Raw genomic sequence first — 21588 nt, 5'->3', positions numbered from 1 at the left:
GTTGCACTAAAACGCCCCTTCGACCGACCTAATGCAGGCCAATCGAAGGGGCGTTTTTTATCACACGTGTTCGACGCTACCGACTTCGTACTCCACGTCACCGCCGGGTGTTTTAACCACCACGACATCACCCTCCTCTTTGCCGATCAGGGCACGGGCAATCGGTGAGGTGACCGAGATGCGACCAGACTTAATATTGGCCTCATCTTCACCGACGATGCGATAAGTGACTTCCGCATCAGTATCCAGGTTCATCAGGGACACGGTCACACCAAAAATCACTTTGCCGGTTTTCGGCAGCTTAGTGACATCAATCACTTGCGCAACGGAGAGCTTACTTTCGATCTCCTGAATGCGCCCTTCGATGAATCCTTGCTGCTCGCGAGCGGCGTGGTACTCGGCATTCTCTTTAAGATCACCGTGCTCCCGCGCTTCGGCGATGGCCGCGATCACCTGCGGACGAGCTTCGCTTTTAAGGTGGTCGAGCTCTTCACGAAGGCTTCTTTCTCCCGCAACTGTCATCGGGACCTTGTTCATTGACTTGCTCCTGCATGCAGATCCTGAAGGCGCCGCACCGTAATCTCCCTACCGTACTCAAGCGCCATGCAAACAGCATTAGCGCCCGCCAAGGTGGTCGCATAGGGCACCTTGCGCGAGAGAGCAGTACGGCGAATGACCGAAGAGTCGTTAATAGCCTGACGACCTTCAGTGGTGTTCACAATGTAGGCGATTTCGTCGTTCTTAAGCAGATCGACGATATGGGGACGACCTTCGTAGACTTTATTGACGTGCTCCACAGCAAGCCCAGCAGCTTCCAAAGCAGCCGCTGTTCCCCGTGTTGCACATAGCGTAAAGCCTAATGCTAACAGAGAACGACCCACTTCGATAATCCCCGCCTTATCCGGCTCGCGCACAGAGAGGAACGCCTTACGCTCCCCCGTCAGCGCAGGAATCGCCTCACCAGCGCCCAGCTGGGCTTTGAAGAAGGCCTCTGCGAAGGTGTCACCGGATCCCATTACTTCGCCGGTAGACTTCATTTCCGGCGACAGAATCGGATCGACACCGGGGAATTTATTGAACGGGAAGACCGCCTCTTTAACACTATAGAAGTGCGGCACGATCTCCTTCTCAAAGCCCTGCTCAGCCAGAGTTTTGCCGGCCATGCAGCGAGCAGCAATCTGCGCCAGCGAAGTGCCGATACACTTGGAGACAAAAGGCACCGTACGCGAGGCACGGGGGTTGACCTCAATCACATAGATCTCGCCATCCTGCCAGGCCAGCTGCACGTTCATTAGGCCCTTAACGCCTAGCTCAACCGCCATCTGCTTAACCTGATGGCGCATCTCGTCCTGCACATCCGCAGGCAGCGAGTAAGGCGGCAACGCGCAGGCGGAGTCGCCGGAGTGAACGCCCGCTTGCTCTACGTGCTGCATAATGCCGCCGATCACGACCTGCTGACCATCCGATACTGCATCGATATCGATCTCGATCGCGGCACTCAGGAAGTGATCCAGCAGCACCGGCGAGTCGTTGGAGACTTTCACCGCGTGGGTCATGTAATTCTCAAGCTCGGAGGCGTCATAGACGATCTCCATAGCCCGGCCACCCAGTACGTAGCTGGGGCGAACCACCAGCGGATAGCCAATCGCTTCGGCTTTATCAAACGCTTCAGCAAAGCTGCGCGCGGTGGCATTGGGCGGCTGCTTCAGGCCCAGCTTGTCGATCATTACCTGGAAGCGCTCACGATCTTCAGCGCGGTCGATGGCATCCGGCGTGGTGCCAATAATCGGCACACCGGCAGCCTCCAGCTCACGAGCCAGTTTCAGCGGCGTTTGACCACCGAACTGAACGATCACGCCCACCGGCTTCTCTTTGTCAGCGATTTCGAGCACGTCTTCCAACGTTACCGGCTCAAAGTAGAGACGATCAGAGGTGTCGTAGTCGGTAGAGACGGTTTCCGGGTTGCAGTTGACCATGATGGTTTCATAGCCATCGTCGCGCATGGCAAACGCCGCATGAACACAGCAGTAGTCAAACTCGATACCCTGGCCGATACGGTTGGGGCCACCGCCCAGTACCATGATCTTCTGGCGGTCAGAGACATCCGCTTCGCACTCCTCTTCGTAAGTGGAGTACATATAGGCGGTATCTGAGGCGAATTCCGCCGCACAGGTATCAACGCGCTTATAGACCGGGCGAATACCGGCAGCCTGGCGGGTTTGACGAAACTCTTTTTCAGTCACGTTCAGCAGCTTGGCCAGGCGCGCATCGCCGAAGCCTTTGCGCTTGAGCTGATAGAGTTCACGGGCTGAGAAATCGGCCAGCGTGCGTTTGGCAACGGCATTTTCAGTCAGCACCAGATCTTCCAGTTGCACCAGGAACCAGGGGCCGATATTGGTCAGGGCAAAGACGTCGTCGACGCTCATGCCGGAACGCATGGCGTCCGCCACGTAGAAAATACGCTCGGCACCAGCGGCCTGCAGCTCGCCCTGGATAATCGCCATGTTGTCCGGCGTGAAATCGGTAATGATCGGATCAAGACCATCGTTGCCGGTTTCCAGGCCACGCAGCGCTTTCTGTAGCGACTCCTGGAAGGTGCGGCCAATCGCCATCACCTCCCCCACTGACTTCATCTGGGTGGTCAGGCGATCGTTAGCCTGGGGGAATTTCTCGAAGGTGAAGCGCGGAATCTTGGTAACCACGTAATCGATAGACGGCTCGAATGATGCCGGCGTCTGACCACCGGTAATATCGTTCTGCAGCTCGTCCAGGGTATAGCCGATCGCCAATTTCGCAGCGATTTTAGCAATCGGGAAACCGGTCGCTTTAGAGGCCAGCGCTGAAGAGCGTGACACCCGCGGGTTCATCTCGATAACCACTAAACGGCCGGTTTTGGGATCCATACCAAATTGGACGTTAGAGCCACCGGTCTCTACACCAATCTCGCGCAGTACCGCGAGGCTGGCGTCGCGCATGATCTGATACTCTTTATCCGTCAGCGTTTGCGCCGGGGCCACGGTGATGGAGTCACCGGTGTGCACACCCATGGGGTCGAAGTTCTCAATCGCGCAGACGATGATGCAGTTGTCGTTTTTATCACGCACAACTTCCATCTCGTACTCTTTCCACCCCAGCAGCGACTCATCGATGAGCAGCTCGTGGTTGTTGGAGAGCTCGAAACCGCGGGTACAGATCTCTTCGAACTCTTCCTTGTTGTACGCCACGCCACCGCCGGAGCCGCCCATGGTATAGGAAGGACGAATAATGGTCGGGAAACCCAGCTCTGCCTGAATCTCCCAGGCTTCATCCATGGTGTGGGCGACTTTTGCTTTCGGGCACTCCAAGCCAATACGTTTCATGGCCTGATCGAACAGATCGCGATCTTCGGCCATGTTAATCGCATCGGCGTTGGCACCGATCATCTCGACGCCGAACTTCTCCAGCACGCCGTGCTTCTCTAGCTCAAGGGCGCAGTTGAGCGCTGTCTGGCCACCCATAGTGGGCAGAATCGCATCCGGGCGCTCAGCTTCGATAATCTTTTCCACCGCCTGCCAAGTAATCGGCTCGATGTAGGTGGCATCGGCCATGGCCGGATCGGTCATGATAGTGGCGGGGTTGGAGTTAACCAAAATAACCCGGTACCCCTCCTCGCGCAGCGCTTTACACGCCTGGGCGCCGGAGTAGTCGAATTCGCAGGCCTGGCCGATCACAATCGGGCCAGCGCCAATGATCAAAATACTGTTAATGTCGGTACGCTTAGGCATAACGGTTCCCGCAAAAAATGGTGACGATGAGCGACAAAAGGGCGATCTGGCAGCGCGATGCGTTAGCTTCGGGCCTGCATCATCGCGACGAAGCGATCAAACAGCGGCGCCACATCACGCGGGCCAGGGCTCGCTTCCGGGTGGCCTTGAAAGCTGAACGCCGGGCGGTCAGTAAGCTCGATTCCCTGCAAGGTGCCGTCGAACAACGAACGGTGCGTTGCGCGCACGTTAGCAGGCAGGGTCGCTTCATCCGCCGCAAAGCCGTGATTCTGGCTAGTGATCATCACAGTGCCACTATTCAAATCCTGCACCGGGTGATTGGCACCGTGGTGGCCGTGGCTCATCTTGACGGTTCTCGCACCGGATGCCAGCGCCAGCAGCTGGTGGCCCAGGCAGATACCAAACACCGGAATATCGGTTTCCAGTACTTCCTGGATGGCTTTAATCGCGTAATCACAAGGTTCCGGGTCACCCGGGCCGTTGGCTAAAAAGATACCATCCGGGTTCATCGCCAGCACCTCAGCGGCGGGCGTTTGCGCGGGCACCACCGTTAAACGGCAGCCGCGTGCGGCCAGCATGCGCAGGATGTTGAATTTCACCCCGTAGTCGTACGCCACCACATGGTAGGGGCGCTCGCTTTTAGTCGCATCGGCGTAGCCTTCACCCAACGTCCACTCACCTTCCGACCACTCGTAAGCCTCTTTACACGACACCTCTTTGGCCAGATCCATTCCTTTCAGACCAGGGAAAGCCTTGGCGGCTTCCAGCGCTCGCGCCACCGCATCATCGCCCTCAGCGTCGGCACCTGCCAGAATCGCCCCGTTCTGAGCGCCCTTATCGCGCAAAATGCGCGTTAGGCGGCGGGTATCAATATCGGCAATGCCCAGCACGTTCTGGCTTTTCAGGTAGTCTGAAAGCGACTGCTCAGAGCGGAAGCTGCTGGCCATCAATGGCAAGTCGCGAATCACCAAGCCAGCGGCGGCAATAGACGCTGACTCAACGTCTTCAGCGTTAATGCCGGTATTGCCGATATGGGGATAGGTGAGGGTAACGATTTGGCGGGTATAGGAGGGGTCGGTGAGGATTTCTTGATAGCCGGTCATGGCCGTATTGAACACCACCTCACCGCTTGTTAATCCGTCCGCGCCAATGGCGATACCGTGGAACACGCTGCCATCTTCCAGGGCCAATATTGCGGGTTTGCTCAATGCGGGGTTATTCAAAACAAGATCCTCCCATGCTGGTGGGAGCCTGTGGGGCGCAGGCTCAGCAATTTCTTGATTATCCACGACGTAAAACTATCGCCAATAACATCTATCACTAGTAAAACTGGGGTCGTAAAAAAGCGGGACGAAGCCGATAAAAAGAATCGGTTTCATCCCGCTTGTTGTTCGATGCCTTCAGAGCCGCTCGCTAACCATCAAAACTGCTAGCGGGCTCGGGGCAGGCTTTGGGCTGGCCAACGCAACAAGCGCGCCGTCTAGGATTTCCAGGCCACCCGGCCAAAATTTTTGAAATGTTACAGGAATTCTTGACCCAAAACTACCCCCTTAAGCGCACATTGACACTAACCCGCTAGGCGTCGACCATAGGTACCTGCCTCAGGTTTCGCAAAGGAAACAAGATTGAGTACCCACATCAGCATTGAAGACGCCGCGTTAACGCTTGGGGTAAGCCCTCAGCATGCAAGATCCCTGTGCCGGAAACAGGCGCTAAGAGCAGAAAGAATTGGTAGCACCTGGGTAGTCGATGCTGAAAGCGTCCAACAGTATCAGCAGGAAGCCGAGCAGCGCATCGCACAGGATCACCCCGCCTACTTTGACACATCCGCCAACACGGATAAGCCAGTCGCCTTGAGCTTTTTTTCCGGCGCCATGGGGCTGGATCTGGGCATTGAAGCTGCGGGGTTTGATATTCGCCTGGCCTGCGAATTCGACAAGTACTGCCGTCAAACGATTCTGCTCAATCGCCCCAATACAGCCTTGCTCGGCGATATCAATGACTACTCAGCGGCACAAATTTTAGTAGCGGCGCAGCTAGAGGCAGAGAGTGTCGACTTGATGGTCGGCGGCCCGCCCTGCCAAGCGTTTAGCACCGCGGGCAAACGAAAGGCATTCAATGATGATCGCGGCAACGCCTTTCTAAAGTTTATCGATCTGGCGATTGAGATACAGCCACGCTTTCTGGTCATTGAGAACGTACGCGGCCTGCTCTCCTGCCCGATGGATCACAGGCCACATAGCCAACGCGGCCCTGGCTTTCCCGACCTCTCACTGGACGAAATGAAAGGCGGAGCGCTTAATTTCGTGCTGTGCCTACTGCAGAAAGCCGGCTACTCATGCTCCTTCAACCTCTATAACTCGGCGAACTTTGGCACCCCGCAAACCCGTGAAAGAGTCATCATTATTTGCTCACGGGATGGCGACGCTGCGCCCTTTTTGCAGCCTACCCACTCGGAGCACGGTAGCCATGGGCTCCCCAGATGGAAAACCTTTAAAGACGCAGTCGCTGGCCTGGAGAGTCACACCCACCTTAATTTTCCAGAAAAACGCTTGAAGTATTATCGGCAGCTAAAGGCGGGACAGAACTGGCGCGCGCTACCCACCGCCCTGCAGCAAGAAGCATTAGGTAAATCCTATTTTTCCGGCGGCGGCAAAACGGGCTTTTTGAGGCGCCTAAGCTGGGACAAACCCTCTCCCACCCTGGTTACCCACCCCGCCATGCCCGCCACAGACTTGGCTCATCCAGAAGAAGACCGGCCCTTATCCATAGAAGAGTACAAACGAATCCAGGAATTTCCCGATGGCTGGCAGTTGGCGGGGCCGTTAGTGCAGCAATATAAACAGGTGGGCAACGCCGTACCTGCCAGCTTAGGTTACGCGGTCGGCAAGCTGATCAAAGACCTGCTCGACAATAAAGCAACGGCACCGCCGGAAGATTTTAAATTCTCACGCTACCGGGAGACCTCTCACTACGAGTGGAGCCAAGCCTTCGAGCGACAGCAAAAAGTGCCGCAGCCGAGCCTCAGCCTGTTTTAAGGCTCGCTGTTTAGATGCCCAGAAGGGGCTCTCACCCCTTCTCGCCCGCAAACGATAAATGCGCCTTTATCGATCCTAGCTCAGCTCCAACACATCCTGCATATCGTAACGACCGCTCTCTTTGCCAGCGACCCAGCGCGCCGCACGCACAGCGCCTTTGGCAAAGGTCATTCGGCTGGAGGCCTTGTGAGTGATTTCGATGCGCTCGCCTTCGGTGGCAAACATTACCGTGTGCTCACCCACGATATCGCCCGCACGCACGGTGGCAAAGCCAATCTCTTTGTCGGTGCGTGGACCGCACTGCCCGACTCGCTCGAACACGCCGTGCTCTTTAAGGTTACGCCCCAGGCTGTCGGCAATGACTTCGCCCATTTTGATCGCGGTGCCGGAAGGCGCATCAACCTTATGGCGGTGGTGAGACTCGATCACTTCAATATCGTAGCCTTCATCGCCGAGTGCTTTGGCAGCGGTTTCGAGCAGTTTCAGGGTCAAATTAACCCCGACGCTCATATTCGGCGCGAACACCATGGCGACCTTATCACGGTAGCTATCGAGCTGAGCCAATTCATCATCGCTCATGCCGGTAGTGCCAATCACGATACGCTTGCCGTGCTCTGCGCAGAACGCCAGGTTACCCAGCGTGACCTGGGGAGCCGTGAAGTCGATTAGCACATCAAAGTCATCGACAATCGACGCGAGCGAATCGACCGCAACAACGCCGCGCTTCCCTACGCCAGCAAGCTCGCCAATGTCAGCGCCCGCTAAGGAGCTGCCTGGCTCCACAATTCCACCGGCTAGCGTTGCCTCAGCCTCTTGCTCTACAGCATTTACCAACGTACGGCCCATGCGGCCAGCCACGCCTACAATGGCAATTCGGGTCATGCGAACTCCTGCGCTCTCGGTTTCGGTGCGTAAGACTTATGTTTTCAAAATCAGCGCGATTATAGCAGACCCGTCGTGGTCTAGTTCTCCCATACAATCGCCAGCTCTTCATCACCGGCCATACGCACCAAGTGGCGCTCGACTACCCCCTCCAGTTCATCCAGATGCTCCTCTTCCAGGGTTTCGAGGGCCACCACCAACTTATCGGCCTCAGCCACCATGACGCAGGTGCCGGTGGCAAACGTAATGGTGGCTTGCTGGTCGCTTTGCTCGACGTCCAACTTATGCGCCCAGTGTTTACAGAGCCGATTGATCAAACGCTCGGCGGAAGGCGTGACAATTTCAACACGAGATAAAGGCATGATGACTCCTCCAGAAAAGCATTCATAAAATACCTACCAGCGTAATGCCCGCAGTGACCAGCACCAAGCAGCGATTAACAATACACTGGAACGGCATGTTTCCGCGCAGCTGCAGCTTATCGGCGAAATAGCCATTTAAGCCGTCGCCCCTCCATCGCCGCAAGTGCTACTCCGGATAGCATCAGCGGCAGCGCGAGCAGGAAGCCACTGGAGACAGGGATTCCAAACAGCACCCAATCGGCGAGCACGGGCCACACCAGGGCAATATATTCGAAAGGTGCCAAACGCGACGCCTCGGCGTAGCGTAGCGCTAATGTCATCGCGATATGCGCAGCGCCGCCAAACAGGCCCGATAGCACTAAAAGCGCAAACTCCACCCGACTAAGCGCGGCCCAGCCCAGCGGCAGCGTCGCCAGCCCGGCTAGCGCGGCCACCAAAATAAAGTAGAAGGCGATTGAAGCAGCCGTCTCAGTGCGCGAAATACGCCTGACGGTCAATAAAGCACCTGCCGTTAGCAGCGCACTCAACGCCCCTAGCGCGTACCCGGTCGCTTGGCCATTACTGGAACCGGCATTGAGCCCAGGTAAAATCAGCAGGGCCACCCCGGCAAGCGCCAGCACCACGCCACCCGCGCGATTAAGCGAGAAGCGCTCCCCCAGCAACAGCACACCACCCACCGCCATAAAGACCGGCGTAAGCTGGGCTAACAGGGTTGCCTCAGCGACGGGCAGAAGCGCCACCGCCGCAAAAGAGGCAAACATCGCCGCCGCCCCCAGCCCAGAACGCAGCGCATGCCCCAGCGGGCGGCGCGTAGCCAACCCCTGGGGGAACTCACGCCGCAGCAGAAGGAAAACAACAATAGGCAGCAGCGCAAACAGCGAGCGAAAAAACACCGACTGCCCCACCGGCACTTCATCACTGACTGCCTTAATACACACCAACATCCCGGTAAACAGCAAGCCAGACAGTACCCGCAGCAAAATGCCCATGGTGGGCCTTTCTTCAAGGTGATCCATTGCGCTTATCATTCCTTAAACAGCAAAAACCCCCGGCGAACCGAGGGTTTTTGAACAAAACAACTAACTGCTTACCATTATTACAGTTTTACGGCTTCATATCTTCAAAGAAGCTTTTCACGCTGTCAAAGAAGCCGGTTTTCTTCGGCGAGTGGTTATGGCTATTGCTGTCGTCGAAGCTCTTCTGGAGCTGGCGCAGTAAATCGCGCTGCTCGTCGTTAAGCTTCACGGGCGTTTCCACGACCACTTTGCACAGCAGGTCGCCGGGCATACCACCGCGCACGGGCTTCACGCCTTTACCACGCAGGCGGAACAGCTTGCCGGTTTGGGTTTCCGGCGGAATTTTCAGCTTCACGCGGCCGTCTAGCGTCGGCACTTCAAGCTCGCCACCTAGCGCGGCATCAACAAAGTTGATCGGCACATCGCACTGCAGGTGCTTACCGTCACGCTGGAAGATATGGTGCGGCCTGATCGCCACCTGCACATACAGATCCCCAGGCGGGCCACCGTTCACGCCGCTTTCGCCTTCGCCATTCAAGCGAATACGGTCGCCTGTATCCACGCCGGGCGGAATCTTGACGGACAGCGTGCGCGTCTCACGTACACGACCTTCGCCATTACACTTATGGCAGGGCACTTTGATGTGTTGGCCAGAGCCATGACAGGTGGGGCACGTTTGCTGCACGGCGAAAAAGCCCTGCTGCATACGCACTTGGCCGTGGCCATGACAGGTCGGGCAGGTCTCTTTCGAGGAGCCGGGCTCGGCGCCACCGCCATCGCAGCGGTCACACTCGATATGCCGCGGCACGCGAATATCCACCGTGGTGCCTGAAACGGCGTTCTCCAGATCCAGCTCTAGGTTATAGCGCAGGTCGGAGCCACGTGCCGGGGCATTGGGCCCACGGCGGCGACCACCACCTCCGCCAAAAATATCGCCAAACACATCGCCAAAAATGTCGCTGAAATCGCCAGCGCCTGCGCCGCCGAAGCCACCGCCACCACCTTGGCCATCAACGCCTGCATGGCCGAACTGGTCATAGGCAGCGCGCTTTTCGCCGTCGCTAAGCACTTCATATGCTTCGGACACTTCGCGGAATTTTTCCGCAGAGGTTTTATCGTCCGGGTTTCGATCAGGGTGGAATTTTTGCGCCAGACGGCGATAGGCCTTCTTGATCTCTTTCTGATCGGCCCCTTTTTCGACACCCAGGACTTCGTAATAATCGCGTTTGGACATGGGCCCTACGCCTCCTGGTTAGCTACGCACTCAACTGCACTTTAGCGACATACACATTTAGCTACGTACTTAGCTAAATACCTAATTACGTGCGTCTTTATCCCGGAAACAGCAACGCGGGAGTAAGCTCCCGCGTTACCGCGTTCCTTGGCAGAAAGAGGATGTTACTGCTTTTTCTGGTCGTCGTTGACTTCTTCGTACTCGGCGTCAACCACATCTTCTTCAGGCTTGGCACCGGCATTCTCGGCACCTTCACCGCCCTCTTGCTGCGCTGCTTCTGCCTGCTCGGCGTACATTTTCTGGGCAAGCTTGCCAGAGGCTTCGGTCAATGCATCCAACTTCTTCTGGATGTCATCCTGGTCGTCTGTTTTAACGGCCTCTTCCAGCTCGCTGATGGCAGTTTCAATCGCCTGCTTCTCGTCGTCAGTGGCTTTATCACCAGCCTCTTCCAACGTTTTGCGTGTGGCGTGAATCATGCCATCGGCTTGGTTACGCAGCTGTACCAAAGCCTCGAACTTTTTGTCCTCTTCCGCGTGGGCTTCCGCGTCGCGAACCATCTGTTCGATCTCTTCGTCCGACAGACCGCTTGAGGCCTTGATAATGATGGACTGCTCTTTACCCGTCGCCTTATCTTTTGCCGATACGTTCAGAATACCGTTGGCATCCAGGTCAAAGGCGACTTCGATCTGCGGCACACCGCGCGGTGCAGGCGGAATATCGGCAAGGTCAAAACGACCCAGCGATTTGTTCTGCGCAACCTGCTTGCGCTCACCCTGGACGACGTGAATGGTCACGGCCGTCTGGTTGTCATCCGCAGTTGAGAAGGTTTGGGTCTTCTTGGTCGGGATGGTGGTGTTCTTGTCGATCAGCGGCGTCATCACGCCACCCAGGGTTTCAATACCCAGGGTAAGCGGGGTAACGTCGAGCAGCAGCACGTCTTTAACGTCACCGCCAAGTACGCCACCCTGAATCGCAGCACCCACAGCCACGGCTTCGTCCGGGTTAACGTCTTTGCGTGCTTCTTTACCGAAGAAGTCAGCCGCTTTCTTCTGCACCATCGGCATACGCGTCTGACCACCGACCAGGATCACCTCGTCGATCTCAGAAGCAGACAGGCCAGCGTCTTTCAGTGCCATTTTGCACGGCTCAAGCGAGCGCTGAACCAGCTCTTCTACCAGCGACTCCAGCTTGGCACGGGTTACCTTAACGTTAAGGTGTTTCGGGCCAGTGTTGTCAGCGGTGATGTACGGCAGGTTCACATCGGTCTGCTGGGCACTTGAGAGCTCAATCTTGGCTTTCTCAGCAGCTTCTTTGAGACGCTGCATGGCCAGATTGTCGCCGGAAAGATCGATGCCGCTATCAGACTTAAACTGGTCAACCAGGTAGTTGATCAGCGCCAGGTCGAAGTCTTCACCGCCCAGGAAGGTGTCACCGTTGGTGGCCAACACTTCAAACTGGGTTTCGCCGTCAACGTCAGCAATTTCGATAATCGAGATATCGAAGGTACCGCCACCCAGGTCGTAAACCGCGATGGTTTTGTCGCCACGGGTTTTGTCCATACCGTAAGCCAGGGCAGCAGCGGTCGGCTCGTTGATGATGCGCTTAACATCCAGACCGGCAATGCGGCCAGCATCTTTGGTTGCCTGACGCTGGCTGTCATTGAAGTAGGCCGGTACGGTAATGACCGCTTCGGTGACCGCTTCGCCCAGGTAGTCTTCGGCGGTCTTCTTCATTTTCTTCAGCACTTCCGCGCTTACCTGCGGCGGTGCCATTTTTTTACCTTTTACTTCAACCCAAGCGTCACCGTTGTCAGCCTCGCTGATTTTATACGGCACCATCTTGATGTCTTTCTGGACGACGTCGTCTTTAAAGCGACGGCCAATCAGACGTTTGATGGCGTAAAGGGTGTTTTCCGGGTTAGTGACAGCCTGACGCTTGGCTGCCTGACCAACCAGCGTTTCACCATCATCGGTATAAGCGATGATAGACGGCGTCGTACGACCGCCTTCGGCGTTTTCGATAACTTTAGCGCTGTCACCATCGAGCACGGCCACACAAGAGTTAGTGGTGCCCAGGTCGATACCAATTATACGTCCCATAGCAATACCTCGAATTCGGTTGTTACAAAACTGAAAATTTAGTCTTTAAAGCTTGTCTGCGGGCTTCCCCGCGGGGTTGCCCTTTATTTGGGGGCCGCCGCTGACATTTCAAGGGCTTTTTTTCACACTCTTATTTCACACTCTGTGCCGCCAGTGGCTTAATCGGCTTTTTTGCTGACGACGACCATCGCCGGACGCACCAGGCGGCCATTGAGCAAATAGCCTTTCTGCATAACATCCATCACGGTGTTCGGATCGAGATCCGGGTTAGGCACCATGGTCATGGCTTCGTGCACCTGCGGGTCGAAGGGTTCACCGTGTGGCTCAATGCTTTCAACGCCGAACTTATTGAGCACATCCAGCTGCATTTTCAAGGTCATGGAGACACCTTCGCGGTGAACTTCCGATGCCCCCTCTTCCATGGTTTCAAGAGCCTTTTCCAAGCTATCCACCACGGGAAGCAGCTCTTTAACGAACTTCTCCAGGGCAAACTTGCGCGCCTTTTCCGCTTCCTGCTCGGCACGGCGGCGCACGTTTTGCGCTTCAGCGGCGGCGCGCAGGGCTTGGTCTTTGGCGTCGGCCAAGCTCTGCTCTAACTCCTCTACCTGGGCAGCCAGCATTTCCGCTTCAGGGTTATCGGAACTGCCTTCCAGCGGCTCTTCGTCATTGATCAGCCCTTCCAGCTCGCCTTCCATCAAGCGCTCTTCCGCCACTTTCTCAGCCGCTTGTTCAGCGCCCTCGGCTTCATGCTCGTGGCGTGTGAGTTCGTCATCCAACGGAGTTTGCGGTTCTTTCGCCATGTTTTGCTCCTAAAAAGTAGGGCGCGGCCATGCTGGCGGCGCGCGAAGAAGTAAGCTTCAAAATCACTCGCTTTAACTATCTATGCACGCTATATGGGGGCCATAAATTCCATCTCAAGAGGTGCATTGAAGTGAGTTATTAACTACTGTATAAATCAACAACTATTGGATAAGTATCCAGCTTCTGTGCTGAACCGCCTCGGGAGGCGCCATGCTTACTCAGCTAGCTATTCAAGATTTCGCCATTGTCGATCACCTGGAACTCGACTTGTCCGGCGGCATGACCGCGATTACCGGAGAAACAGGGGCGGGCAAGTCGATTCTATTAGGCGCCCTTGGGCTTTGCCTGGGCGAGCGCGCCGACGCTGGCAGCGTGCGCCATGGCCGCGAGCGTACCGATCTCTCCGCACGTTTTGACATTCAGCACCTGCCCGCCGCCGTCGAGTGGCTAACGGCCCGGGAACTGCCGACAGAGGAGTGCTTGCTGCGCCGCGTGGTCACCGCCAATGGCCGCTCCAAGGCGTGGATCAACGGCCAACCTGCGACGATCTCCGACCTCAAATCTCTCGGCGAGCAGCTGATTCAGATTCATGGACAGCATGCCCATCACGCGCTGATGCGCGAAGAGACCCATCTCGCCCTATTAGACGATTATGCAGGCTTAAACGGTGCCACCACTCAATTAGCCGACACCTTCCGCGAGTGGCGCAATGCGCGCCGTCAGTTGAAGAAGCTGAGTGAAGAGGGCAGTGAAGTAGAGGCCAAACGGCAGTTGCTGCGCTACCAGGTAGAGGAGCTGGATCAGCTCGGTTTAGCGGAGGGTGAGCTAGCCACGTTAGAGGAAGAACAGCACAGCCTGGCGCATGCGGAGGAGACCCTACGCGAAACCCAGTTTGCCGCCGACTGCTGCGCCAGCGACGAGGGCGGCGCACTCTCTTTGCTCAATCAAGCGTACGCCCACCTAAGCGCGCTGCCAGGCAGTGATAAAGGCACCCTGGCCAATACTCTGGCCATGCTGAGCGATGCGCGCATTCAAGTGGAAGAGGCTGCCAGCGAACTCAACCGCCTCGCCAGCACTACCGAATTAGACCCTGAACGTCTCGCCTGGGTGGAAGAGCGCATGAGTGACGTCCATCGCATCGCCCGCAAGCATCACATTGCCCCTGAAGAGCTATACGCCCTGCATGCGGATCTGCAGCGTGAAGTCGCTCAGCTCGAAGAGGGTGGCAATGACCTGGAGGCCCTTAGTGCACGGGTCGTCGAGTTACGTGAAGCGTACCGCCAAGAGGCAAAAAAACTCACCGAGAGCCGTCAAAAAGCCGCGCTTCGCTTGGGCAAAGAGGTGCAGCAGCAGTTGGGCTTCTTGGCCATGGGCAAAGCTCGTTTTGAAGTGGAGGTCACTGCCAAGGACGCCCCCTCCCCTGAAGGCCTTGACCGTGTGCAGTTTTTGATTAGCGCCAACCCTGGCCAGCCCGCGCGCCCATTGACCAAGGTCGCCTCCGGCGGCGAATTGTCGCGGATCAGTCTAGCCATTCAAGTCGTCGCAGCGACCCACTCAACGGTGCCCAGCCTGGTATTTGACGAAGTGGATGTGGGTATCTCGGGCGCCACCGCAGAGATCGTTGGCCAACTGCTGCGCAAACTGGGCGAAAACGGTCAGGTCATGACCGTGACACACCTGCCCCAGGTGGCGGCACAGGCCCACCAGCATCTGCATATCGAGAAACAGGCGAAGCGCGACACTACGCTAACTCAGATGGCACTACTTGATGAGCAAGGACGCATCAGCGAACTGGCGCGCATGCTAGGGGGTGTGAAGCTTTCTGACCAAACCCTCGCCCATGCGCGCGAGATGCTCCACGCTAGTCAGCGCCCGCCACACTGAAACGCCCCTAACCCACTGGCCGAATGCACTAAGCGAATTCGGCCCAGTAGATGAGGGGCGCTTACATTTCAAACAGCGACTAGCGTTTTCGACTAGCAGCGACCTGAGAACGTTATTTCTTGTTCGTCGGCCCACTGTCCTGGCGCGTTACGTCGGAACCGCGCGGGCGCACATATAACACCAGGGCATGATCCACTAGTTCGTAGCCGTGCTCTTCAGCAATTTCTTGCTGACGTCGCTCGATGATCTCATCAACAAATTCAATGATTTCACCGCTTTCAAGGCACACCATGTGGTCATGGTGATCCTCTTGGGTCATCTCGAATACCGCATGTCCTCCGTCAAAATTATGACGAATGACCAAACCCGCCGACTCGAACTGAGTCAATACGCGGTATACGGTTGCCAAGCCAACATCTTCGCCCGCGTCAATCAGTGTTTTGTACACTTCTTCCGCGCTAAGGTGGTGCTGACCCGAAACATTTTCGAGAATTTGAAGTATCTTGACGCGCGGCAGGGTCACTTTCAGACCGGCTTTGCGCAATTCATGGTTCTGATCGGCCATGGTCGCTCTTCGCAGTAACTGGTTAGGTCGGGTATGATCAACCGAAACCACGATAGTGAAGAATAGGCCCAAATGCAAAAATTGACTCAAATCATCACGCTCTCCGTTGCCCTTACTGTCATTAGCGGCTGTAGCTACGTAGGCGTGTACAAGCGCGATATCCCCCAAGGCAACCTGGTCACCCAGGAGATGGTTAGCCAGCTTCAGCCAGGCATGACCCAAGAGCAGGTGACTTATGTGATGGGCAGACCGCTGCTGGAAGCGCCCTTTGACGCCAGCCAGTGGGATTATGTATTTCGTTTAGATAAGGCGTATGGCGATGTAGAGCAGCGTCGCGTAACTCTCACCTTTGACCGCCAGGGGCGCCTAGTGAACATTGAGCAAGAAGGCGATCTATCCAAACCGCTGCCACTTGAAGGTGAAAGCAGCATGGGGCCCGCTACGGAGGGGGTTGACCCAATGGATGCCCTCCCTCAAGAGAGCACCCAGACGCGTCCGCCCGAGGGCACGCAGCCTGTTCAACAGCCTTAATTAACGCTTCGGGTCGCTCGCTTGGCGCTTAGCGCGCTCTAGGCGAGCGGACTTGGGGTCGATCGCCAACGGTCGGTAGATTTCGACCCGATCCCCGTCGCGTAATAGATGGGTATCAGGTTCGCGAATCGCTTTACCGAAGATGCCTAGCGGTGCCTCGGCAAACGTATCGCCAGGCACCTCAGGAAAAAGCGTGGGCAAATCGGCCAATGCAACGGCCTGACGTGCGGTAGTGCCCTCAGGGACGCGTAGAGCCACTATGCGCTGTTTGGAAGGCAACGCAAAGGCTACCTCAACCGTAAGCGCTTCAGCGCCCATACAGCTCGTTTGCGCGTTTGGTGAAGGCATCGACTAGCTGGCCAGCGATTTGCTGAAAGAGTTTTCCGAACGCCATACCGAGCAAGCGGTTGGCGAACTCAAACTCCATCTCAAGGCTCACTTTGCAGGCATCCTCTCCCATGGGGATAAATAGCCAGCGACCTTTTAGCCGTTTAAACGGCCCTTTTACCAGCGACAGCTCAATACGCTCGGGCGCAAAAAGTTCGTTGCGCGTGGTAATGGTTTGTTCGACACCGGCGCGACCAAGGGTCATTTCGCCGATCAGATGCACATCATCATGCTCAAGCAGACGCGCCTGACGGCAGCCTGGCAAAAACTCCGGGTAGCGTTCGAAGTCGTTGACCAGATCGAACATTTTCTGGGGGGTGTGCCGCACTAAGGCGGAACGATTGACGGTTGGCATTGACCTCTCCGCTGACTTCACAGTGCCCAAAGCGTATCATGGGAAACATTTTTCAGACCCTAAATGGTATCACGCCTCCCCAAATAACGAAGGGGATGCCACTGACAGATTAATTATGAGGTTCCATGGCCACTAAGAAAGGTAACAGCAAGGGCCCAGGTAGCAGCGTTATTGCCCAAAACAAGAAGGCACGGTTTGAGTACCATATCGACGAAACCTTCGAAGCGGGCCTGGCGCTGGCAGGCTGGGAAGTGAAAAGCCTGCGCGCAGGCAAAGCTCAGCTCACCGATACCTACATTCTGGTTCGTAACGGCGAAGCGTTTCTGTTAGGTAGTCATATCATGCCGCTCAATACGGCCAGCACCCACGAGATTGCTGACCCGACGCGCACCCGCAAACTGCTGCTGCATCGCAAAGAGATCGCCAAAATCTTTTCGATCACCCAGGACAAGGGCCACACCTGTGTGCCCCTTAAGCTCTACTGGAAGCGCAATAAAGTGAAGTGCGAACTGGCGCTGGTGACCGGTAAACAGCTGCATGACAAACGCGCGACCGAGAAAGATCGTGACTGGAGCCGTCAAAAAGGTCGAATTATGCGGGAACATAATAAGGCATAACTGGTCAATCAGGTGTGAGCACGTTAGAATGCTCACCTGAAATAAGGGGGCGACATGGTTTCGACGCCGGTGACAACCCTTGCGGTGCATGCCGAGAGCGTGATGTATCTCGTAAATCCCACATCACGAAAAATAGTCGCAAATGACGAAAACTACGCTCAAGGCGCGCTAGCAGCTTAAACACTGTTAGCTTCTTGTCTGGCCCCAAGGTGATGTGCCTATTCATCGCTGAGGGGATACGAGCTAAAGCTGATAGGATCGCGTTTGGTGGTGTCTTCTCGCCAAGCGCTAAACTTTAGAAGACTCGCGTGGCTGAATCCTGACCGTCGGAGTCAGTCGCGCTAAAGCAAATGACGGAATCTAAGCATGTAGAGCCAATAGGCGCGTGCTGGCGGACGCGGGTTCAATTCCCGCCGCCTCCACCACATAAAGGTTTCAAGAGTTCTCAAGACCTCCCAGGAAACCAGCAACGAAGCGCCTCCGGGCGCTTTTTTGTTGTCAGGAGTTTTCACCCAATACCTTGACATGCCCCCACCATAGGGGGCATATCTGGGGGCATCATGAGCCTTCACCGATGAGGTGCCCCCAATATGGCCCACGTTAGCAATAAGCTTTCAGCTACAGCCGTGCGCAGCGCCAAACCCCAAGAGAAAACCTACCGCCTTACCGATGGTGGGGGCATGTACTTGGAAGTTACCCCCACTGGGGGCACCTACTGGCGCATGAAATACCGTTTCCACGGCAAGGAAAAGCGCTTAGCCATTGGCGTTTACCCTGAAATTAGCCTTGCCGCTGCCAGAGAGGCCCGAGAACAGGCCCGCAAGCTGCTGGCGCAAGGGCTAGACCCCAGCACCACAAAGCGCGTTACCAAGGAGCTGGGTAAAACATCGGCGGGAAATACCTTTAAGGCCGTGGCCACAGAATGGCTTGAGCATATCCACCGCCATGAAGTGGTGCCCGACCACTACAAGCGCAACAAGTCACGCTTAACCCGTGACGCCTTTCCAGCGCTGGGCCATCGCCCTATTACCGACATAACACCGCCTGAACTGCTGGAATGCCTGCGCAAAATTGAGAAGCGCGGCCACCTCGAAACCGCCCACCGGGTAAAAACGCTGTGCGGGCAAGTGTTCCGCTATGCCATATCCACGGGCCGTGCTGAACGTGACCTAACCCCCGATCTAAAAGGCGCGCTGCGCACCCCAAAGACAAACCACCATGCAGCCATCACCGACCCGGCAGAGCTGCCCCCACTGCTGCATGCTATCGAAGGTTACGGCGGCATGCCCGTTACCATTGCGGCGCTCAAGCTCTCCCCGCTGGTATTCGTTCGACCTGGGGAGCTACGCCAAGCCAAGTGGGAAGACTTCGATTTAGAGCATGGGGAGTGGGCTTTCAAACCAAGTAAAAACGCGGATCCGCTGATAGTGCCCCTCCCCCGCCAAGCGGTTGCCATGCTGGCAGAACTTCACCGCCTAACGGGCCGGGGTGAATACGTGTTCCCTGGTGCCCGCAGTAGCAAACGCCCAATGAGTAACGCCACGATCAAGGCCGCGCTGGATCGTATGGGCTTCAAAGGGGAAATGACCGCCCACGGCTTCCGGGCCATGGCCCGCACTATATTGGCTGAGCGCCTTGGCTACCCAGAGCAGTACATCGAACAGCAGCTAGCCCACAAGGTGAAAGACAGCAACGGTCGCGCCTATAACCGCACCACTCACCTTGAACAGCGCCGGGAAATGCTGCAAAGCTGGGCCGACTATCTGGATGCATTAAGCGCTGGCGCAAGCAATGTGGTGCCGATCTATAAGGGAGTGGCTAGTCGTGGATGATGATTTGCTACGTAATGCCGTCGAAGCACTGACCAATATTGAACAGCGCCTTGAAAAGCTTTATCCGGGGATTACAGAAGAGGAAGATGTATATCCAGGTTTGGAAAAGGGGCGTGCGGGCATGGCTTTGCTTTTTCATGCGCTTCGCACTGGCTGCGATTTTGATACGGCAGCTAAGCACTTACAGCAGCATTGTGAAGAGCTGGAGCGGTTACAGGAAAATGTTCACATGGCTCGCACAGAGCCACTCCGTCTTAGCTTGGAAGAGATTAGTTCAGCCAGTGACAACCATTTTCCACCGCCTCAAGTGGCCATGAATACGCTCAACCACGCCTTCACCCGCGTCACGCAAAATGAAGATGCCTACCTTGGTGAGCATGGCGGTATGAAAAAGACTGAGAAGGCTGGCAGAAAAAGGCAAAAGGCCCGAACCCGAAAACAAGGGATAGAACTTGCTGGCGCTTTTTACGCGCTACACCAACAAGACCCAAAGCAGTATCCAATAAGCGACAATGGATACTTAGCAGCAGAGCAAGCACTTAACAGCACGCAAGATAAAATAAGAACAGCAGTTAAAAACGCCAACCCGCATTTAAAGGCTGGATGGAAGTCCGGCTTCCCAGCACCACCACTTAAAAGCAGGGGGTAAGTTCCTCTAAAAACTTACCCATTACACGAATAAAGTTTCTCGCCATCCTTCCAGCCATGCCCATAAGCAACCAAAGGAACTAAAGGCATGGCTACCCCTACCAAACCCACGTCCAACCTAATCAGATTCCCTGTTGTCCGCGAAAAAACTGGAATGAGTACAACCGGTGTTTATCGCGGTATGGAGCGCGGCGACTTCCCTAAACCCGTTCGCATTGGGCCACGCGCCGTGGCCTGGGTAGAGTCGGAAGTAGACGAGTGGATCCAGCAGCGCATTGAAGCGAGCCGTCAAGAGGGGGCCGCATAATGTTGACCGTTGCCACATCTTCCCGCTATGCTCCAAGGGCTGGCGCAAAATCGTCAGCCGGGTGTGCAAGCCCGAAAACACATAGGCGCACCAGCGCCCCAAATGACGGCGCTTTTTTTATGCCCGTCAATTATGGTGGGCTGTGCGTGGGAGGCTTCGGCCTGCCGGGTTCCTTTGTGTCCGGTCTTGCACACCTGCGTACAGTTCGCCACCCATCATGTGCAAGTGATCTGGCGGACTCCAAACACAAAGGAGATCCACCAATGACGGCATCAATCCGCCTGTCCAACCTGATTACCCGCAGTTTATCCAGCCGTGCCGCTGCTCACCGTGCGATGGCGAAAGCCGCACTGTTTGCCAATTCCAGCACGCGCACCCGCCTTACCCGTTACAACCACCACATTGAAAAAGCACAGCAACTTGAAGCCCGCGCCCTTGAGACTGCCAAGCGCAGCGTTGGGGCCGTGTCATGAAATTAACCACTTCCCAGCTAAAGCGCTTACTTGAGCTACTAGCCCCTTTCCGCACCGTCCCCATCACTAAGCCCATCATTGAGCAGGCACTAAGCCGCGTGCGTAGTGAGGTGCCAGCATGAGCCAATATCAAATACCCCAAGCCCACCGGGACGTCATAGCCCATATTCAAGCGCTGGCGCTGACTACCAGCACCCAAGGCAGCTATTGGATAGGCGTAGATTTTTCGGGAGTGCTACTTCAACTGAATGTAAGCGTTAGCCGCTGTGCTGACCTGCACAACCCCGCCGCCGTTTCTAAGACTTACAGCGTGTACTTGCCCCCTTGCCAACGCGCCGCGCCTGATTCCCTTGAGCAACTACAGGCTATTGCCCGCGATCTGGAAGCGCTGCTTCCTGGGCTGGTGGCCGCATGAACCGCCTAAACAACCAAACCATAAAGCACCTAGCCGAGCTGCGTGATATTGCCGAAGCCAATACCACGCTAGCAACCGTGATGGGTGACGTTGCTTATCTAAGCGGTGAGGTCACGGAACAGCAGGCGCAAGCCTGGGCAACCGCCTTCCGTTGCTTGGGGGAACGTGCCACCACCTTGGCTTATGATCTTTTGGAACAAGACCCCGAAGCCGATGGCGCTGAGCTGGAAGGGGGCCACATTGCTGACTAACAACCATGAAAAAGCCCAGCGCAATGGCTGGGCCTTCTCCGCGCCGCTGACCAAAGCAAACGCTAAACCTGAGAATAGCACACGGCATAGGGCGCGCCTATGCCTTGCCGATCAATGCCAACCCTGC

General features: G+C 56.1%; 23 protein-coding genes and 1 other RNA gene. 12 read left to right on the top strand and 12 right to left on the bottom strand.

The genetic code is table 11. The features are described from left to right. Positions 1–60: 60 nt before the first annotated feature. From greA to carA, 3 genes are all read right to left on the bottom strand, one after another. Positions 61–537, bottom strand: coding sequence for a transcription elongation factor GreA (greA, locus tag ACFIOZ_RS01735; protein WP_386081826.1), 477 nt, complete (start codon positions 535–537; stop codon positions 61–63). Further along, positions 534–3764, bottom strand: a complete 3231-nt coding sequence (carB, locus tag ACFIOZ_RS01730) for a carbamoyl-phosphate synthase large subunit (RefSeq protein WP_386081824.1) — start codon at positions 3762–3764, stop codon at positions 534–536. Before carB ends, greA begins: the two co-directional genes overlap by 4 nt. A gap of 62 nt (positions 3765–3826) precedes the next feature. Further along, entirely contained in the window at positions 3827–4972 is a 1146-nt protein-coding gene (gene carA / locus ACFIOZ_RS01725) for a glutamine-hydrolyzing carbamoyl-phosphate synthase small subunit (protein WP_386083973.1), read from the bottom strand. Between the two features lie 417 nt (positions 4973–5389). On the opposite strand from carA, the gene ACFIOZ_RS01720 reads away from it, so the two are divergent. Continuing rightward, entirely contained in the window at positions 5390–6802 is a 1413-nt protein-coding gene (locus tag ACFIOZ_RS01720; RefSeq protein ID WP_386081823.1) for a DNA cytosine methyltransferase, read from the top strand. Positions 6803–6877: 75 nt separating this feature from the next. Here the strand turns inward: ACFIOZ_RS01720 and dapB are convergent, their stop codons facing one another. The 6 genes from dapB to grpE all read right to left on the bottom strand — a co-directional run bounded on the left by dapB (position 6878) and on the right by grpE (position 13195). Further along, on the bottom strand, positions 6878–7684 hold the full coding sequence (gene dapB, locus ACFIOZ_RS01715) for a 4-hydroxy-tetrahydrodipicolinate reductase (RefSeq protein ID WP_088702181.1): 807 nt from the start codon (positions 7682–7684) through the stop codon (positions 6878–6880). 80 nt (positions 7685–7764) lie between these two features. Then, a complete protein-coding gene (locus ACFIOZ_RS01710) occupies positions 7765–8046 on the bottom strand; it encodes a DUF2218 domain-containing protein (protein WP_088702180.1) in 282 nt (93 codons plus the stop codon). A gap of 116 nt (positions 8047–8162) precedes the next feature. After that, positions 8163–9062 (bottom strand): DMT family transporter, encoded by a 900-nt coding sequence (locus tag ACFIOZ_RS01705; RefSeq protein WP_386081821.1) that lies wholly within the window; start codon positions 9060–9062, stop codon positions 8163–8165. Between the two features lie 88 nt (positions 9063–9150). Further along, on the bottom strand, positions 9151–10296 hold the full coding sequence (dnaJ, locus tag ACFIOZ_RS01700) for a molecular chaperone DnaJ (RefSeq protein WP_386081819.1): 1146 nt from the start codon (positions 10294–10296) through the stop codon (positions 9151–9153). A gap of 164 nt (positions 10297–10460) precedes the next feature. Beyond that, positions 10461–12395 (bottom strand): molecular chaperone DnaK, encoded by a 1935-nt coding sequence (gene dnaK, locus ACFIOZ_RS01695; protein WP_226250328.1) that lies wholly within the window; start codon positions 12393–12395, stop codon positions 10461–10463. A 158-nt stretch (positions 12396–12553) separates the two neighbouring features. Then, a complete protein-coding gene (gene grpE, locus ACFIOZ_RS01690) occupies positions 12554–13195 on the bottom strand; it encodes a nucleotide exchange factor GrpE (RefSeq protein WP_226250327.1) in 642 nt (213 codons plus the stop codon). Between the two features lie 211 nt (positions 13196–13406). Here grpE and recN point away from each other — a divergent pair, with 211 nt between their 5' ends. Next, positions 13407–15080, top strand: coding sequence for a DNA repair protein RecN (gene recN, locus ACFIOZ_RS01685; protein ID WP_386081817.1), 1674 nt, complete (start codon positions 13407–13409; stop codon positions 15078–15080). A gap of 112 nt (positions 15081–15192) precedes the next feature. Here recN and fur read toward each other — a convergent pair whose 3' ends face one another. After that, on the bottom strand, positions 15193–15645 hold the full coding sequence (fur, locus tag ACFIOZ_RS01680; RefSeq protein WP_007111850.1) for a ferric iron uptake transcriptional regulator: 453 nt from the start codon (positions 15643–15645) through the stop codon (positions 15193–15195). Between the two features lie 72 nt (positions 15646–15717). On the opposite strand from fur, the gene bamE reads away from it, so the two are divergent. Beyond that, positions 15718–16176 carry an outer membrane protein assembly factor BamE gene (gene bamE / locus ACFIOZ_RS01675; RefSeq protein ID WP_386081815.1) on the top strand — a complete coding sequence of 153 codons (459 nt, stop codon included), beginning with the start codon at positions 15718–15720 and terminating at the stop codon, positions 16174–16176. On the opposite strand, the gene ACFIOZ_RS01670 is transcribed toward bamE, so the two are convergent. Together ACFIOZ_RS01670 and ACFIOZ_RS01665 are read right to left on the bottom strand one after the other, a co-directional pair. Then, positions 16177–16494: an RnfH family protein gene (locus ACFIOZ_RS01670; RefSeq protein WP_386081813.1), complete on the bottom strand. Its 318-nt coding sequence runs from the start codon at positions 16492–16494 to the stop codon at positions 16177–16179. Then, positions 16484–16918 carry a type II toxin-antitoxin system RatA family toxin gene (locus tag ACFIOZ_RS01665; protein ID WP_088702172.1) on the bottom strand — a complete coding sequence of 145 codons (435 nt, stop codon included), beginning with the start codon at positions 16916–16918 and terminating at the stop codon, positions 16484–16486. The genes ACFIOZ_RS01670 and ACFIOZ_RS01665 overlap by 11 nt, the downstream gene beginning before the upstream one ends. 125 nt (positions 16919–17043) lie before the next feature. Between ACFIOZ_RS01665 and smpB the strand changes: the two genes are divergently transcribed. The 9 genes from smpB to ACFIOZ_RS01620 all read left to right on the top strand — a co-directional run bounded on the left by smpB (position 17044) and on the right by ACFIOZ_RS01620 (position 21461). Next, the gene (gene smpB / locus ACFIOZ_RS01660) at positions 17044–17535 is read left to right on the top strand and encodes an SsrA-binding protein SmpB (RefSeq protein ID WP_087108742.1); all 492 of its coding nucleotides are present in this window, start codon (positions 17044–17046) and stop codon (positions 17533–17535) included. Positions 17536–17580: 45 nt separating this feature from the next. Continuing rightward, positions 17581–17960: a transfer-messenger RNA gene (gene ssrA / locus ACFIOZ_RS01655) on the top strand. A 165-nt stretch (positions 17961–18125) separates the two neighbouring features. Continuing rightward, complete coding sequence (locus ACFIOZ_RS01650; protein WP_386081810.1) at positions 18126–19367, top strand: tyrosine-type recombinase/integrase; 1242 nt, start codon at positions 18126–18128, stop codon at positions 19365–19367. After that, positions 19360–20016 (top strand): hypothetical protein, encoded by a 657-nt coding sequence (locus ACFIOZ_RS01645; RefSeq protein ID WP_386081808.1) that lies wholly within the window; start codon positions 19360–19362, stop codon positions 20014–20016. Before ACFIOZ_RS01650 ends, ACFIOZ_RS01645 begins: the two co-directional genes overlap by 8 nt. 87 nt (positions 20017–20103) lie before the next feature. Beyond that, on the top strand, positions 20104–20322 hold the full coding sequence (locus ACFIOZ_RS01640; RefSeq protein WP_035562644.1) for a helix-turn-helix transcriptional regulator: 219 nt from the start codon (positions 20104–20106) through the stop codon (positions 20320–20322). A 263-nt stretch (positions 20323–20585) separates the two neighbouring features. Beyond that, positions 20586–20795 carry a hypothetical protein gene (locus ACFIOZ_RS01635; protein ID WP_386081805.1) on the top strand — a complete coding sequence of 70 codons (210 nt, stop codon included), beginning with the start codon at positions 20586–20588 and terminating at the stop codon, positions 20793–20795. Next, positions 20792–20917 (top strand): hypothetical protein, encoded by a 126-nt coding sequence (locus ACFIOZ_RS01630; protein ID WP_386081803.1) that lies wholly within the window; start codon positions 20792–20794, stop codon positions 20915–20917. The genes ACFIOZ_RS01635 and ACFIOZ_RS01630 overlap by 4 nt, the downstream gene beginning before the upstream one ends. Continuing rightward, positions 20914–21210: a hypothetical protein gene (locus ACFIOZ_RS01625; protein ID WP_386081802.1), complete on the top strand. Its 297-nt coding sequence runs from the start codon at positions 20914–20916 to the stop codon at positions 21208–21210. The genes ACFIOZ_RS01630 and ACFIOZ_RS01625 overlap by 4 nt, the downstream gene beginning before the upstream one ends. Beyond that, positions 21207–21461 (top strand): hypothetical protein, encoded by a 255-nt coding sequence (locus ACFIOZ_RS01620; protein WP_386081800.1) that lies wholly within the window; start codon positions 21207–21209, stop codon positions 21459–21461. Before ACFIOZ_RS01625 ends, ACFIOZ_RS01620 begins: the two co-directional genes overlap by 4 nt. Positions 21462–21588 lie beyond the last annotated feature (127 nt).

The sequence above is a fragment of the Vreelandella sp. F11 genome (assembly GCF_042466685.1).
Classification (GTDB): domain Bacteria; phylum Pseudomonadota; class Gammaproteobacteria; order Pseudomonadales; family Halomonadaceae; genus Vreelandella.
This window is presented reverse-complemented; position numbering and strand designations above follow the sequence as displayed.

Coding starts and splice junctions, on each gene's coding strand:
- carB (WP_386081824.1), bottom strand. CDS start 3,764: ATGCCTAAGCGTACCGACATTAACAGTATTTTGATCATTGGCGCTGGC.
- ACFIOZ_RS01640 (WP_035562644.1), top strand. CDS start 20,104: ATGGCTACCCCTACCAAACCCACGTCCAACCTAATCAGATTCCCTGTT.
- grpE (WP_226250327.1), bottom strand. CDS start 13,195: ATGGCGAAAGAACCGCAAACTCCGTTGGATGACGAACTCACACGCCAC.
- recN (WP_386081817.1), top strand. CDS start 13,407: ATGCTTACTCAGCTAGCTATTCAAGATTTCGCCATTGTCGATCACCTG.
- ACFIOZ_RS01620 (WP_386081800.1), top strand. CDS start 21,207: ATGAACCGCCTAAACAACCAAACCATAAAGCACCTAGCCGAGCTGCGT.
- ACFIOZ_RS01625 (WP_386081802.1), top strand. CDS start 20,914: ATGAGCCAATATCAAATACCCCAAGCCCACCGGGACGTCATAGCCCAT.
- ACFIOZ_RS01665 (WP_088702172.1), bottom strand. CDS start 16,918: ATGCCAACCGTCAATCGTTCCGCCTTAGTGCGGCACACCCCCCAGAAA.
- bamE (WP_386081815.1), top strand. CDS start 15,718: ATGCAAAAATTGACTCAAATCATCACGCTCTCCGTTGCCCTTACTGTC.
- greA (WP_386081826.1), bottom strand. CDS start 537: ATGAACAAGGTCCCGATGACAGTTGCGGGAGAAAGAAGCCTTCGTGAA.
- dnaK (WP_226250328.1), bottom strand. CDS start 12,395: ATGGGACGTATAATTGGTATCGACCTGGGCACCACTAACTCTTGTGTG.
- ACFIOZ_RS01710 (WP_088702180.1), bottom strand. CDS start 8,046: ATGCCTTTATCTCGTGTTGAAATTGTCACGCCTTCCGCCGAGCGTTTG.
- dnaJ (WP_386081819.1), bottom strand. CDS start 10,296: ATGTCCAAACGCGATTATTACGAAGTCCTGGGTGTCGAAAAAGGGGCC.
- ACFIOZ_RS01635 (WP_386081805.1), top strand. CDS start 20,586: ATGACGGCATCAATCCGCCTGTCCAACCTGATTACCCGCAGTTTATCC.
- ACFIOZ_RS01670 (WP_386081813.1), bottom strand. CDS start 16,494: ATGGGCGCTGAAGCGCTTACGGTTGAGGTAGCCTTTGCGTTGCCTTCC.
- fur (WP_007111850.1), bottom strand. CDS start 15,645: ATGGCCGATCAGAACCATGAATTGCGCAAAGCCGGTCTGAAAGTGACC.
- ACFIOZ_RS01705 (WP_386081821.1), bottom strand. CDS start 9,062: ATGGATCACCTTGAAGAAAGGCCCACCATGGGCATTTTGCTGCGGGTA.
- ACFIOZ_RS01650 (WP_386081810.1), top strand. CDS start 18,126: ATGGCCCACGTTAGCAATAAGCTTTCAGCTACAGCCGTGCGCAGCGCC.
- dapB (WP_088702181.1), bottom strand. CDS start 7,684: ATGACCCGAATTGCCATTGTAGGCGTGGCTGGCCGCATGGGCCGTACG.
- smpB (WP_087108742.1), top strand. CDS start 17,044: ATGGCCACTAAGAAAGGTAACAGCAAGGGCCCAGGTAGCAGCGTTATT.
- ACFIOZ_RS01630 (WP_386081803.1), top strand. CDS start 20,792: ATGAAATTAACCACTTCCCAGCTAAAGCGCTTACTTGAGCTACTAGCC.